Raw genomic sequence first — 14,851 nt, 5'->3', positions numbered from 1 at the left:
CTCAACGGGAAGAAAGCAGTTGGCTTCTATATTTATTATTAGCTAACCGTACTTTTGGCCAACGCGACTTTAGAACTGGGCTTGCGACCAAGCTGCTGAGTGATCCAGACGCCTGTATCAATCACTGCCTGGAGGTCTATGCCGGTGTTAATGCCCAGCCCCTCTAGCAGGTAAAGTACGTCTTCCGTGGCCACATTGCCGGATGCACCTTTGGCATAAGGGCAGCCACCAAGCCCTGCAGTCGCTGCGTCAATCACGCTCACGCCTTCTTCCATTACGGCATATAAGTTAGCTAGCGCCATGCCATAGGTGTCATGGAAATGGGCCGCTAAATGCTCGATGGGCACCTGCTGACGGGCAGCCTCAATCATCCGCTTAGCGGCTAGCGGCGTGCCGACACCGATGGTGTCACCCAGAGAGATTTCATAGCAGCCCATCTCATAAAGTGCGCTGGCTACCTCGGCAACTTTTTGCGGTGAAATATCCCCTTCATAGGGGCAGCCCAGCACGCAGGACACATAGCCACGCACCCGCACACCTGCTTCGTTGGCGCGCGCAAGCACTGGCTCAAAGCGTGTCAGCGACTCAGCAATCGAGCAGTTGATGTTTTTCTGAGAAAACGCCTCAGAGGCTGCACCAAATACCGCTACTTCTTCAACGCCAGCTGCCAGTGCTCCTTCCAGGCCTTTCAGATTAGGCGTTAACGCCGAATAAACCACACCGGGTTTGCGGGCAATACCGCGCATTACCTCGCTGGCATCGCCCATTTGTGGTACCCATTTTGGCGAGACAAAGCTGGCGGCCTCAATATGGGTAAGGCCAGCATTCGCCAGCCGTTCGATTAGTTCGATTTTGGTGGCGGTGGGCACTAGGGTGCCCGGTTCGTTTTGCAGGCCATCGCGGGGGGCCATTTCAAACAGTTTAATAGATGTAGGCAGTGCCATCGGTTAGCTCCTATTCGCTGGGGGCAAAGTCGAGTAGCACGTCACCTTGACTCACGGTATCGCCCGACTGGAAGTGGAACGTCTCCACGCTACCATCGGCAGGCGCGGTCATGGTGTGCTCCATCTTCATCGCTTCCATGACCATCAACGGCATGCCTTTCTCGACCGCCGCGCCAGGCTCTACCAGCAGCGCGACAACGGTGCCATTCATGGGGGCAGTCAGCGTTGATTCCGCTTCATGGTGACCGTGGTCAATGGCATCGATGCGTCGCCAGAAGAGGCGTGTTTCGCCACTGGGTTCAGCCATCACCACGATATGGCCATCGCGGCGTGCCTGTAGACGGCGGCGGTGGCCGTTTAGTGTGACGGCGACCGCATCACCTGTCAGCGATTGTAGGCTAGCGGTCAACGTTTGATCACCAATGGTCAGATTCCACAGCGATTCGCCGCTTTCGCGTTTACCTTCAACAATCACCACCGCTGCGTCGCTGTCGGCTGCCTGGGCACTTGCCGGGTCACATAGCGCAATACGAATGGTATGGGGGGCATTCAAGCGGAAGCCGTCATGGCGATCCCAAGGAGAGTCGCTCTCGCACTCTTGGGCCAGTTGGTTCAGGCCGATCAGCGCGGCGCTGGCATACGCTTCGGTAGAGTAGCTGCGCGGAGCAAACAGGGTGGCTTCGTTGCGTTCTATAAAACGCGTGTCGAGCTCGACGTTTTTAAAGCCGGGGTGATTTGCCAAGCGTTGCAGGAAGGCGCGGTTCGTCACCACGCCCTGTACATCCAGCGCCGCCAACGCGCGGTTGAGAGTGGCCAGCGCCGCATCCCGGTCAGCGCCGTGAACAATCAGTTTGGCCAGCATGGGGTCGTAGTGCATGGAAACCACATCGCCACTTTCCACGCCACTGTCTAAACGCACCCGATCGCTATCTAAGTCGGCACCTTCTAAATCCAAGGCGAAGCGAGTCAACAAACCGGTAGCCGGTAGGAAATCTTGCTCCGGGTCTTCGGCATACAGGCGCGCTTCAAAACTATGGCCGGTGATGGTGAGCTCGTCTTGTGTGCAGGGGAGTGGTTCGCCCATCGCAACGCGCAACTGCCATTCGACCAAATCCTGGCCGGTAATCATTTCAGTAACGGGATGCTCAACCTGCAGGCGCGTATTCATTTCCATAAAGTAGAACGAGCCGTCGGCATCGAGCAGAAACTCCACAGTACCTGCGCCCACATAGCCAATTTCTTTTGCCGCGCGAACGGCAGCGTCGCCCATCGCACTGCGCAGTTCGGGCGTCATGCCAGGAGCGGGCGCTTCTTCTATGACTTTCTGATGGCGGCGCTGAACGCTGCAATCCCGTTCGAATAGGTACACGCCATTGCCGTAACGGTCGCAGAATACCTGTACTTCGACATGGCGAGGCTGCACCAAGTATTTCTCAATCAGCATACGGTCGTCGCCGAAAGCGGCGCTGGATTCGCGCCGACAGCCATCAAGCGCTGCTTTAAAGCCTTCGCCGCTTTCAACCACGCGCATGCCTTTACCACCACCACCGGCGCTGGCTTTCAACATCACCGGATAACCGATTTTATCGGCTTCGCTGCGCAGCAGCGCATCATCCTGATCGTCACCATGATAGCCAGGCACCAGCGGTACGCCCGCATTGGCCATACGCGCTTTCGCGGCAGATTTATCGCCCATCGCGGCAATTGCCGACGCAGGGGGGCCAACAAAGATGATGCCAGCTTGCTCAAGGGCTTTAACAAACCCACCGTTTTCTGAAAGAAAGCCGTAGCCGGGGTGAATGGCGCCAGTGCCAGTGCGTTTGGCGGCATCGATAACCGCATCAACATTAAGATAGCTTTCGCGGGCGGCGGCAGGGCCTAAGCGAACGGCTTCATCGGCCTCGCGTACATGGCGAGCCGTGGCATCGGCATCTGAATAAACGGCAACCGTTTTCAGCCCCATGCGGCGGGCGGTGCGCATTACGCGACAGGCAATTTCACCGCGGTTGGCCACTAGCAACGTGTCGAATTTAGTAAGGTCAAGCGTCATGAGCGTGGCTCCGCAGCAGTGTTGGGTTCTTGAAGGCCAGACGGTTGCGTCCAGGCAGGGCGGCGCTTTTCAAAAAAGCTAGCTAAGCCCTCTTGACCCTCTTGGCTCACCCGCAGTTTGGAGATCACTTGGCAGGTGTGTTCTCGGGTGGCGTCGCTGTCGGGTGCCTGAGCCACGCTTGCCAGCAGTGCTTTGGTTGCCCGTTGGGCTTGTGGAGAGCCACCCAGCAGGGTGTCGAGCATGGCGTCTACGGCGCTATCCAAGGCATCGTGTTCCACCACTTGGTGAACCAAGCCGAGCGCCATCGCCGTTGGCGCATCCATCACTTCAGCAGTGAGTGCGTAACGGCGCATTTGGCGTTCGCCAAGCGCGCGCTGAACATAGGGACTAATCACCGCGGGCGATAGGCCAATTTTGACTTCCGACAGGCAGAATTTAGCTTTATCTGAAGCGATTACCAGATCGCAACAGGCGGCTAGACCCACCGCGCCACCAAAGGCCGCTCCCTGAACTCGGCAAACGGTAGGGCAAGGCAGGGTGTCTAACCCGAACATAAGCGCTGACAGTTTGCGTGAGTCCGCTAGGTTGTCTTCCAAGCCGTAATCGACCATGCGCTTCATCCAGTTGAGATCAGCGCCAGCAGAGAAACTCTTACCTTCAGAGCCAAGCACCACCACCCGAACGTCACCGGCGTTGGCCAGCGCGTGCAATTCGTCTAGATGGGCGTTTAGTTCAGCGATCAGGCTGTCGTCAAAGGCGTTATGCACCTCTGGGCGGTTTAACGTCAGGCGCGCCACGCCTTCTTCGATCAGTAGCGTTGAGTAAGCCATAGTGTTCGCCCTTACATCCGGAACACGCCGAAGCGCGTCTCTTCTACTTCAGCATTCATGGCCGCGGCTAGAGAAAGCCCTAATACGTCGCGAGTTTGAAGTGGATCAATGACGCCGTCATCCCATAGGCGGGCGCTAGCATAATAGGGGTGACCCTGGTGCTCGTACTGGTCGCGAGTGGGCTGTTTAAAGGCCTCTTCTTCCTCTTTGCTCCACTCGCGGCCATCGCGCTCATACTGCTCACGTTTGACCTGCGAGAGCACGCCTGCTGCCTGCTCGCCGCCCATTACCGAAATACGCGCGTTGGGCCACATGAACAGCAGGTTGGGGTCATAAGCGCGACCACACATTCCGTAGTTACCTGCGCCAAAACTGCCGCCAATCAAAACGGTGAACTTGGGTACTTTGGCGCATGCTACGGCAGTTACTAACTTCGCACCGTGCTTAGCGATGCCTTCATGCTCGTACTTAGAGCCGACCATGAAGCCAGTAATGTTTTGCAGGAACACCAGCGGAATCTTGCGCTGGGCGCAAAGCTCGATAAAGTGCGCACCTTTTACCGCGCTCTCTGAAAACAGCACGCCGTTGTTCGCCACAATGCCAACCGGATAGCCGTGGATATGCGCAAAGCCGGTTACCAAGGTGTCGCCGTAGTAGCGCTTGAACTCGTCAAAGTCAGAGCCATCGACAATTCGACCAATCACTTCGCGAACGTCGTAAGGCTTTTTAAGGTCGGTGCCAACAATGCCGTAAAGTTCGCTGGGATCGAGTTTGGGAGGTTTGGGCGCTTGCATGGCTAATTTGCCGCGCTTTTGCCAATTTAAACGGGACACGCAAGCGCGCGCCAACTGCAGAGCATGGGCATCATTTTCAGCGTAGTGGTCGGCTACGCCGCTGATTTTGGCGTGCACATCTGCACCGCCCAGGTCTTCTGCACTAATGTTTTCGCCCGTGGCCGCCTTCACTAACGGCGGGCCGCCCAGGAAAATCGTGCCCTGTTCTTTAACGATGATTGATTCATCCGCCATGGCGGGTACATACGCACCGCCAGCGGTGCAGGAGCCCATGACCACCGCTATTTGCGGGATGCCCTCTGCCGACATGGTGGCCTGGTTATAGAAGATGCGTCCGAAGTGATCGCGATCGGGGAACACTTCATCCTGGCGGGGTAAGAATGCGCCGCCTGAATCGACTAGATAGATGCACGGCAAACGGTGCTTGCGGGCGATTTCTTGGGCGCGCAGGTGCTTTTTCACCGTTAGCGGAAAATACGTACCGCCTTTTACCGTGGCATCGTTGGCCACAATCACGCACTCAACGCCAGATACCCGGCCAATGCCCGTTACCACGCCTGCCGCAGGCACGTCGCTATCGTAAACGTGATGGGCTGCCAGGGCGGAAAACTCTAAAAATGGCGAGCCTTCGTCAATTAAGTGATCGATACGGTCACGCACAAATAGCTTGCCGCGGCTCTCGTGGCGTTCACGCGCCTTGGGGCCGCCGCCTTGGGCGACGGCAGCGGTCAATTCTCGTAGCTTGGAAACTTCCCCCAGCATGGATGCTGCGTTGCTTTGAAAGACATCGCTGCGGGGATTGATCTGTGTAGAGAGTGTGCTCATGGCGCGGCCCTTACTTTGTTTCGGTGAAGAGTTCGCGGCCAATCAGCATCCGGCGAATTTCGCTGGTGCCCGCGCCAATTTCATACAGTTTGGCATCGCGCAGAAGGCGACCGGTGGGGTACTCGTTGATATAGCCGTTGCCGCCGAGCAGCTGAATGGCATCTAGGGCAACTTGGGTGGCTTTCTCTGCGCAGTAAAGAATCACGCCCGCTGCGTCTTTGCGCGAGGTCTGGCCGCGGTCGCAGGCTCCGGCAACGGCATATAAGTAGGCGCGACAAGCGTTCAGCGTGGTGTACATATCCGCCACTTTACCTTGCACCAACTGGAACTCGCCGATCGACTGGTTGAACTGCTTGCGCTCATGAATGTAGGGCAGCACGACGTCCATGGCGGCTTGCATAATACCAATAGGACCAGCAGCCAGAACGGTGCGCTCATAATCCAAACCGCTCATGAGAACGCGAACCCCTTTACCGACCTCACCTAGTACGTTTTCAACCGGTACTTTACAGTCTTGGAAAACCAGTTCGCAGGTGTTAGAGCCGCGCATACCCAGCTTGTCGAGCTTCTGTGCCGTAGTGAAGCCAGGCATGCCTTTTTCAATAATGAACGCTGTAATGCCTTTAGAGCCTGCTTCCGGGTCGGTCTTGGCATACACCACTAATACGTCGGCGTCAGGGCCGTTGGTGATCCACATCTTGTTGCCGTTAAGGATGTAATGATCGCCATCCAGCTTGGCGCGTAGCTGCATTGACACGACATCAGACCCCGCACCTGGCTCTGACATTGCCAGTGCACCTACGTGGTCACCGCTGATCAGCTTGGGCAGGTATTTCTCTTTTTGTGCAGCGCTGGCGTTGATCTTTAACTGATTGACACACAGGTTTGAGTGCGCGCCATAGGAGAGTGCGACAGAGGCGCTTGCCCGGGAAATCTCTTCCATCGCAATACAGTGGGCAAGATAGCCCATACCACTACCGCCATCTTCTTCAGATACGGTAATCCCCAATAGACCCATGTCGCCAAACTTCTTCCACAGATCATTTGGGAATTCGTTGTTGCGGTCGATTTCAGCAGCACGCGGGGCAATTTCGCTAGCGGCAAAGGCATTGACCTGCTCGCGCAGCATGTTCAGTTCATCGTCGAGGCCGAAATTGAGTTCTGAATAGTGTGAAAACATGGTCAATCACCTTGTCATTGTTAAAGGGAGCTTTTCGTCGTTAAAGAAGGTTTTTCATTGAGTTCTTCAAGAGCCTGGCGGCAGCGAATTTCAGCGCTTTCAAGTTCCAGCTGCACCATCGTGATGTCTTTCATTTGTTGTTCTAGAGCCGATTTACGCTCGCTGATTTTGCTTAGCATCAAATGCAGCTGCTTTTCGCTGCCGCTGCGGGTTTCATCCCACAGCTCAAAGAGTTCGCGAATTTCTGCTAAGGAAAAGCCGAGTCGTTTACCGCGTAGCGTTAATTTCAGACGCACGCGATCTTTGCTGCTGTAGATGCGTGTTTGGCCACGGCGAGCAGGGTGGAGTAACTCCTGATCTTCATAGAAGCGAATGCTTCGAGTGGTAACGTCGAACTCGCTGGCCAATTCACTGATCGTGTAGGTTTTGCTCATGATCATTGTTCTCGTCGATAGGGGAATGTCCCTATGGAACACTGACCATGAGGCTAAAACAAGTTTACGTTAACGTAAAGCAGTAGTTGTGCTTTTTTGTTTTCCTTGATTTTTTTATAAGCTATTGAAAAATAATAATTTAGATTGTTAATGTGAAGAAACGTTAAAGAAGCGTAGACCAAAGTTGTAATTGTAATACCCCTCAAGTGATTGCTAGTTTGCACCTACACCTTACGTTCAGGTAAGGGTGTGTTGCCGGCTAACGAGTTTCACTTGGTGACGCAGTTGGTGAAATGTCAGCACCCAACACCCGGATACAAGAACACCCGAACACAAGAACAAAAAGAGGCTTACCACTCCATGCGTGCAGACGATGTTCTTAATGGGCCAGTGCTCGAGACCAGAGGGCTGACCAAAGAATTCCGCGGTTTTACCGCCGTGGATGACGTTAATCTTCAAGTTCAGGAAGGGCATATTCACGCCCTGATTGGCCCCAACGGTGCTGGAAAGACCACCGTTTTTAATTTGCTAACCAAGTTTCTGCCGCCTACACGTGGAGAAATTCTTTATCGCGGTAAGCCCATTACCAGCAAGAAATCCAATGAGATCGCACAGCTGGGTCTCGTGCGCTCATTTCAAATTTCAGCGGTGTTTGCGCACATGACGGCGCTGGAAAACGTCCGAGTAGCGCTACAGCGTCAATTAGGCACATCGTTTCACTTCTGGAAATCAGAGAAGTCGCTAGATCACCTTAATGAGCGTGCGTTAGAGCTGCTTGATGAGGTAGGCCTGCGTGAATACGCCGATACATTAACGGTAGAAATGCCTTACGGCCGTAAGCGCGCACTGGAAGTTGCCACCACGCTGGCGCTTGATCCTACGATGATGCTGTTGGACGAGCCGACCCAGGGCATGGGGGCTGAGGATGTTGACCGTATCGTCGCGCTGATTAAGCGTGTCTCGAAAGGGCGCACCGTTTTGATGGTGGAGCACAATTTGAGCGTGGTTAGCAGGCTTTGTGACCGTATTACGGTATTAGCCCGTGGCGCGGTGTTGGCCGAAGGTGATTATGAAGAAGTTTCCCGCAATCCATTAGTGCGCGAGGCTTATATGGGCAGTGAAGCTGCTGAAGATGAGGCTGCCGTATGAATACCGCTGAAGCCTATGAAACCAACGAGCTAGCCGATTCCCAAACGCTAGAAATGCTGAGAGTGCAAGACTTGCACGCTTTCTATGGTGAATCACACATTCTTCACGGCGTGAACTTCGATGTTAAGCGTGGAGAGCTGGTTACGCTGCTGGGTCGCAACGGCGCGGGACGTAGTACTACCCTGAAGTCCATTATGAATATGGTCGGGCGTCGCACCGGCTCGATTGTGATTAATGGCAACGAAACGCTGAATATGAAGGCGCACCATATTCCAAGGCTTGGTATTGGTTACTGCCCCGAAGAGCGCGGTATTTTTGCCAGCTTGGATGTGCACGAGAATTTATTACTTCCACCGACAGTTCGCTCTGGTGGAATGAGCTTAGATGAAATCTACGGCATGTTTCCTAACCTTTACGAGCGTCGCAGAAGCCAGGGGACGCGGCTTTCTGGCGGTGAGCAGCAGATGCTTGCCATGGCACGCATTCTACGCACCGGTGCGCGTCTTTTGCTGCTCGATGAAATTACCGAAGGCTTAGCCCCCGTTATTGTGCAAAAACTTGGCGAAGTGCTTATTCAACTGAAAGAGCGCGGTATGACCATTGTTCTGGTGGAGCAGAACTTCCGTTTTGCAGCGCCGCTGGCAGATCGCCATTTTGTAATGGATCACGGCCAAATTGTTGAAGAGATTAGCGCTGAGCAGCTTCCGTCACGTCGAGACCATCTCAACACTATGCTGGGGGTATAACGCCAATCTAGATCATAAACGCAGCATCAGCTTCGCAGTATGTGCACTACAGCATTAACAACACTAAACGCTCTGTAAGTATTTCATTCGTACGTCGTAACACAACAACAAAGGCCTCAAGGGCCAGGAGACGAACATGACCTTTATGAAAAAAACGCTGACCGCCAGCATCGCCGTTGCCGCCGCTTCTACTATGGCAGTCTCAACCGCTCACGCTGAAATTAGCGATAATGAGGTACGCATTGGTTATTTGGCAGATATGTCAGGTACTTACCGTGACTTAGCTGGCCCAGGTGGCGAAACAGCCATGGAAATGGCGGTTGCTGATTTTGGTGGCAGTGTTAACGGCTCGCCCATCGTGATTTTTAGTGCTGATGATCGTAACAGTGCCGACGTCGGTGCTAACACGGTGCGTGAGTGGATCGACCAGCGTAACGTCGACATGGTGGGTGGCCTAGTGGCGTCCTCGGTGTCTATTGCCGTCACTAAAGTGCTTGAAGAAAACAATGGCCTGGGCATTGTGTCGGGTTCTGCGGCATCAAGCATTACCAATGAACACTGTACGCCAAACCACATCCACTGGGTTTACGATACTTACCCTCTGGCGAACGGTACCGCAAAAGCAGTCGTAGAGCAGGGCGGCGACAGCTGGTTCTTGTTAACCGCTGATTATGCGTTCGGCCATGCGCTGGAAGCAGATGTGACCAACGTAGTTGAAGCCAATGGCGGCGAGATTGTTGGCGGCGTGCGTCACCCGTTCCCGACAAGCGACTTCTCCTCTTACATCCTGCAGGCCCAAGGGTCTGGTGCGAAGATTGTTGGTTTGGCTAACGCTGGCGCCGACACTGTTAACGCGATCACCACCGCTAGCCAGTTCGGTCTCACGCAGAGCGGCCAGCAGCTAGCAGGCCTATTGATTTTCCTCAACGATGTTCACGCGCTAGGTCTGGAATCCACCCAAGGGCTGCTGCTAACCACTGGCTGGTACTGGAACATGGATGAAGAGTCTCGTGAATGGTCAGAGCGCTACTTTGAAGAAGTTGGCCGTATGCCCACCATGGTTCAGGCGGGTATCTACTCAAGCACCATGCACTACCTGAAAGCCGTAGAAGCAGCGGGAACCGACGACCCTGAAGTTGTACGCGCCCAGATGGCTGATATGCCTATTGAAGACTTCTTTGCGCGTAACGGCTCCATTCGTGAAGATGGTCGTATGATTCATGACATGTACCTTGCCCAAGTGAAAACACCGGAAGAGTCTACCGGTGAGTGGGATCTGTATGAAATCCTCAGCACCATTCCTGCCGATGAAGCCTACCGTCCGCTCTCTGATAGCCAGTGCAAACTGGTTCAAAACTAAGTCGAATAACAACCGCAAGTGACGTTAGAACTGGTTGGTGGCAACTTGCCACCAACCGCTTGACGGCGAGGAGAGTCATACAATGACGATGATATTCGGCGTGCCATTAGCCGTTTTCATGGGCCAGCTAACGCTTGGGCTTGTGAATGGAGCCTTTTACGCACTGCTTAGCTTGGGTCTGGCGGTCATCTTCGGCCTACTGAAGATCGTCAACTTTGCCCATGGGGCGCAATACATGCTGGGAGCCTTCGCCGCACTGCTAGGCTTTCGCTATTTAGGCATCAACTATTGGCTGGCGCTGTTTCTGGTGCCACTGGTGGTGGGTGGTTTCGGCATGTTAATGGAGCGCTTTTTACTGCGTCGCATTGCCCATTTAGACCATCTTTATGGACTGCTGCTCACCTTCGGGTTGGCACTAATTTTTGAAGGCACGCTGGTAAATTTCTTTGGCGTTTCGGGTGCGCGGTACGCGACTCCTGAAGCACTGCAAGGCGGCCTGAATCTAGGCTTCATGTTCCTGCCTACCTACCGTGCCTGGGTGCTGATAGCGGCACTGGCCATGTGTCTATTTACCTGGTTTATGATTGAGCGCACACGGTTGGGGGCTTATCTGCGTGCAGGTACTGAAAACTCCCAGCTGATGCAAGCGTTTGGGGTAAACGTACCGCTATTGATTACGCTTACTTATGGCTTTGGCGTAGCGCTAGCCGCTTTTGCGGGGGTGTTGGCAGCGCCGCTATATCCTGTATCACCGACCATGGGGTCAAGCTTGCTGATTGTGGTGTTCGCGGTGGTCGTCATTGGTGGAATGGGATCTATTCTAGGTGCGATTCTTACTGGTCTGGGTATGGGGATCATCGAAGGCTTAACCAAAGTGTATTACCCCGAAGCCTCCAATACCGTGATCTTCTTGGTGATGATATTGGTGCTCATGTTACGCCCCGCTGGGCTGTTCGGTAAGGAGGCATAACCATGGCAGACTCTCAAGCACTCAATGCGCCATCAGCCGTAAAAGAGCGACAGAAGCGGGCCAAAATGCGCCGTAACATGTTTTATATAGCGCTCTTGGCCATCGGGTTAGTCGCTCCTTTTTTGGCCTATCCCGTTTTTCTAATGAAAATTCTATGCTTCGCGCTTTTTGCCTGCGCCTTTAATTTGTTGCTGGGCTATGCGGGGTTGCTCTCGTTCGGGCACGCGGCATTTTTAGCCACCGGTGGTTATGTTACCGGCTACTTGTTGGCAAGCTATCCAGGGCTAACGCCAGAGGTGGGGATTATTGCGGGCACCTTAATGGCAACCCTGTTAGGGCTGTTATTCGGGGTGCTTTCGATCCGGCGTCAGGGCATTTACTTTGCCATGGTGACATTGGCACTGGCTCAGCTGATGTTTTTCGTCTTTGTTCAGTCATCGTTTACCGGTGGTGAGGATGGCCTGCATGGCGTGCCACGCGGTGACTTGTTTGGCGTAATCAGTTTGAGCAGCAACCTGGCGATGTATTACTTCGTTTTTGCCATCTTCATATTTGGTTTTGCGCTAATCCAACGCACCGTGCATTCCCCCTTTGGGCAGGTGCTTAAAGCGATTCGTGAAAATGAACCGCGTGCTATTTCGCTGGGCTACAACGTTGATGCTTACAAGCTGCTGGCGTTTGTGCTCTCTGCGGCGTTGGCCGGGTTAGCGGGGTCTACTAAAACCGTCGTGTTTCAGCTGGCGTCGTTAACCGATGCACACTGGCATATGTCAGGTGAAGTTATCCTAATGACGCTGCTGGGTGGGGTAGGCACACTGCTTGGGCCCCTTATGGGTGCGGGCATTGTGGTTAGCCTGCAGCACATTTTGGCACAGTCGCCGTTGGGTAACTGGGTAAGCGTCATTCTGGGTATTATCTTTGTTGTCTGCGTACTTAGCTTCCGCAGCGGCATTGTGGGTGAGCTCACCAAAATGTATCGCAAAAATTTCAAATAACCGGTTCTGTCCGATGATTGGGTGCCCTAGGGCACCCTTTTTTCTACCCAAATTACGCCTCTACGCCAAAGGTAGTGAGCTAAGCCGGTTGCACCTGTCAGAGTAAGAATATAAGTTAACGTAAACGTCAACATTGCCAGTAAAGACGATAGCCAGTAAAGACAATTGCCAATAACGCCAACGGCTAATAAAGATAATAGCAAACGCCAAGCTGCCCAGCCTGCTCAAAGGCTGTTCAGCGACGCATGCTGCGGAGATTCGCCATGAATTTTGAGTTAAGTGAAGACCAGGTCGCTTTTTCCGATATGGCTCGGGCATTCGCCCAGAACGAGTTAGAGCCCCACGCTGCACAGTGGGATGCAGAAGCCTTCTTTCCTGTTGATGTTATCCGCAAAGCGGGGGAGTTAGGTTTTTGTTCACTTTACGCGCCAGAGCGCGTTGGCGGGCTTGGTCTTTCCCGCCTGGATGCCAGCATTATTTTTGAACAGCTTTCCATGGGCTGCACCTCAACCACCGCTTATCTCACCATTCATAATATGGTGACGTGGATGCTGGCTGACTTCGGCACCTCTGAAGCAGTGGAACAGTGGGGCGAAAAGCTCGCCACTGGCGAGTTGCTGGGTTCTTACTGCTTAACTGAACCCAATGCAGGCTCTGATGCGGCCTCGCTTAAAACCACCGCCAAGCGTGATGGCGATGACTACGTACTCAACGGTAGCAAGATGTTTATCTCTGGCGCGGGCAGCACCGACTTTTTGGTGGTGATGGCACGTACTGGGGGCGAAGGCCCCAGCGGCGTTTCTGCCTTTGCGGTTGATGCGAAAGCAAGCGGCATTAGTTACGGCCGTAAGGAAGACAAAATGGGCTGGAACAGTCAGCCAACCCGCATGATTACCTTTGAAGATGTGCGCGTTCCCGCCAACCACCTGTTAGGCAACGAAGGCGATGGCTTTAAAATTGCCATGAAAGGCTTGGATGGCGGTCGTATCAACATCGCTACTTGCTCAATCGGCACCGCCCAGCAGGCGATCAACAAAGCCCGTGAATATATGCTGGAGCGTAAGCAGTTTGGCAAGCGTTTGGCAGACTTCCAGGCGCTTCAGTTCCGTATGGCGGATATGGTTACTGAGCTTGTCGCGGCTCGCCAGCTAGTGCGTATGGCAGCCACAAAACTGGATGCTGGCCACCCCGATGCCACTACCTATTGCGCCATGGCTAAGCGCTTTGCGACTGATGTCGGCTTCAAGGTGTGTGATGAGGCGCTGCAGCTCTATGGTGGCAACGGCTACATTAAAGAGTATCCGATGGAGCGCTATGTGCGTGACTCTCGTGTACACCGTATTTTGGAAGGAACTAACGAAATCATGCGGCTGATTATTTCCCGTCGCGTGCTCTCTGATGGTGCCTCTGAGCTGTAGCCAACTACAAGGACAATGGAATGAGTAGCGTACTGTTTGCTGAACACGCCACCCAAGATGGCCATGTTATTGGCGAGATCAAGCTTAACGCCGAGCGTTCGCTGAATGCCTTGACGTTAGAGATGATTGAAGAAATTCTGCCGCGCTTGAAAGCGTGGCAAACCGACGAGCGAGTTGTCGCTGTTCTGTTGGATAGCGCTGGTGAAAAAGCGTTTTGCGCAGGGGGCGATGTCGTCAATCTGTATAAAGCGATTAAAGGTGACGGCGAGCCAGATTTTCCTGAGCGCTTCTTTGAACACGAGTATCGCCTGGATTACCTGCTGCACACCTATCCCAAGCCGGTCATTTGCTGGGGCAGCGGTATTGTGATGGGTGGGGGAATGGGATTGCTTAGCGGTAGCAGCCACCGAATCGTGACGGAAACCTCTCGGCTGGCGATGCCAGAAGTGACGATTGGCCTTTACCCGGACGTTGGCGCTAGCTGGTTTTTAAACCGTCTGCCAAATGGTACCGGACGCTTTTTAGCCATGACCGGCAGTCAAATTAACGCGCCAGATGCCGTTCATCTCGGCCTGGCTGATCGCGCGATTGCTAGCCATTACCGCGCAGATCTGGCTCAAAAACTGATGGATGCCACCTGGGGAGAAGGAAAGCAAACTGACGCCCATGGTGTCGTCAATCGCGTGCTGCGCGAGTTTGAACAAGCGTCTCAAGAGGTATTCGCCGAGCTGGAATCGCCGGTTCAAAAATCCGCCGCATTGATTCGTGAGCTAATGGATCACGATACGGTTGAGCAAACCGTGGATGCCGTACTGGCGGTTCGCAGTGACGACAAATGGTTCAGCAAAGCGCAGAAAACGCTTTCCCACGGCAGCCCCGTATCAGTGAAGCTGATTGATGAGCAGCTAAAACGTGCCAAGCACATGTCGTTGGCTGAGGTGTTTCAGTTTGAGCTGGCGCTTTCAGTGCAGTGTTGCCGCCATCAGGAGTTCCCCGAAGGCGTACGTGCGCTGTTGGTCGATAAAGACGGTAAGCCTGCCTGGAAATACCCAGATGTCGCGTCCGTCGAACAAACTTTTATCGATGAGCTGCTGGCTTCGCCGTGGCAAAAGAGCCCTCTGGCGGATCTTCACTAAGCTATTTCTTCAACCCATTT

The 14,851-nt window shown here is 53.9% G+C and carries 13 protein-coding genes; 7 read left to right on the top strand and 6 right to left on the bottom strand.

Going from position 1 to position 14,851, the window contains the following annotated elements:
• Positions 1-38: 38 nt before the first annotated feature.
• The 6 genes from ACN06F_RS10440 to ACN06F_RS10415 are packed head-to-tail and all read right to left on the bottom strand — an operon-like array spanning position 39 to position 7,057.
• A complete protein-coding gene (locus ACN06F_RS10440; protein ID WP_433923875.1) occupies positions 39-944 on the bottom strand; it encodes a hydroxymethylglutaryl-CoA lyase in 906 nt (301 codons plus the stop codon).
• 10 nt (positions 945-954) lie between these two features.
• Positions 955-2,994 carry an acetyl/propionyl/methylcrotonyl-CoA carboxylase subunit alpha gene (locus ACN06F_RS10435; RefSeq protein WP_038485134.1) on the bottom strand — a complete coding sequence of 680 codons (2,040 nt, stop codon included), beginning with the start codon at positions 2,992-2,994 and terminating at the stop codon, positions 955-957.
• Entirely contained in the window at positions 2,991-3,824 is an 834-nt protein-coding gene (locus tag ACN06F_RS10430; protein ID WP_038485132.1) for an enoyl-CoA hydratase/isomerase family protein, read from the bottom strand. The genes ACN06F_RS10435 and ACN06F_RS10430 overlap by 4 nt, the downstream gene beginning before the upstream one ends.
• 11 nt (positions 3,825-3,835) lie before the next feature.
• Complete coding sequence (locus ACN06F_RS10425; protein WP_287706017.1) at positions 3,836-5,443, bottom strand: carboxyl transferase domain-containing protein; 1,608 nt, start codon at positions 5,441-5,443, stop codon at positions 3,836-3,838.
• A gap of 10 nt (positions 5,444-5,453) precedes the next feature.
• Positions 5,454-6,623, bottom strand: coding sequence for an isovaleryl-CoA dehydrogenase (locus ACN06F_RS10420; RefSeq protein ID WP_038485126.1), 1,170 nt, complete (start codon positions 6,621-6,623; stop codon positions 5,454-5,456).
• 20 nt (positions 6,624-6,643) lie between these two features.
• On the bottom strand, positions 6,644-7,057 hold the full coding sequence (locus tag ACN06F_RS10415) for a MerR family transcriptional regulator (protein ID WP_009724565.1): 414 nt from the start codon (positions 7,055-7,057) through the stop codon (positions 6,644-6,646).
• Between the two features lie 360 nt (positions 7,058-7,417).
• Here ACN06F_RS10415 and ACN06F_RS10410 point away from each other — a divergent pair, with 360 nt between their 5' ends.
• The 7 genes from ACN06F_RS10410 (at position 7,418) to ACN06F_RS10380 (ending at position 14,831) form a co-directional block, all read left to right on the top strand.
• Positions 7,418-8,206, top strand: a complete 789-nt coding sequence (locus ACN06F_RS10410; RefSeq protein ID WP_433923874.1) for an ABC transporter ATP-binding protein — start codon at positions 7,418-7,420, stop codon at positions 8,204-8,206.
• A complete protein-coding gene (locus ACN06F_RS10405) occupies positions 8,203-8,952 on the top strand; it encodes an ABC transporter ATP-binding protein (RefSeq protein WP_038485120.1) in 750 nt (249 codons plus the stop codon). Before ACN06F_RS10410 ends, ACN06F_RS10405 begins: the two co-directional genes overlap by 4 nt.
• Before the next feature lie 136 nt (positions 8,953-9,088).
• The gene (locus ACN06F_RS10400; RefSeq protein ID WP_038485117.1) at positions 9,089-10,312 is read left to right on the top strand and encodes an ABC transporter substrate-binding protein; all 1,224 of its coding nucleotides are present in this window, start codon (positions 9,089-9,091) and stop codon (positions 10,310-10,312) included.
• An 82-nt stretch (positions 10,313-10,394) separates the two neighbouring features.
• On the top strand, positions 10,395-11,282 hold the full coding sequence (locus tag ACN06F_RS10395) for a branched-chain amino acid ABC transporter permease (protein WP_433923873.1): 888 nt from the start codon (positions 10,395-10,397) through the stop codon (positions 11,280-11,282).
• Positions 11,283-11,284: 2 nt separating this feature from the next.
• On the top strand, positions 11,285-12,277 hold the full coding sequence (locus ACN06F_RS10390; protein WP_038485111.1) for a branched-chain amino acid ABC transporter permease: 993 nt from the start codon (positions 11,285-11,287) through the stop codon (positions 12,275-12,277).
• A 263-nt stretch (positions 12,278-12,540) separates the two neighbouring features.
• On the top strand, positions 12,541-13,695 hold the full coding sequence (locus ACN06F_RS10385; protein WP_095603104.1) for an acyl-CoA dehydrogenase family protein: 1,155 nt from the start codon (positions 12,541-12,543) through the stop codon (positions 13,693-13,695).
• Positions 13,696-13,715: 20 nt separating this feature from the next.
• Positions 13,716-14,831 carry an enoyl-CoA hydratase/isomerase family protein gene (locus tag ACN06F_RS10380; protein WP_095603103.1) on the top strand — a complete coding sequence of 372 codons (1,116 nt, stop codon included), beginning with the start codon at positions 13,716-13,718 and terminating at the stop codon, positions 14,829-14,831.
• Positions 14,832-14,851: the final 20 nt, after the last annotated feature.

The sequence above is a fragment of the Vreelandella sp. 21 genome, assembly GCF_050995515.1.
Taxonomy (GTDB): domain Bacteria; phylum Pseudomonadota; class Gammaproteobacteria; order Pseudomonadales; family Halomonadaceae; genus Vreelandella; species Vreelandella alkaliphila.
This window is presented reverse-complemented; position numbering and strand designations above follow the sequence as displayed.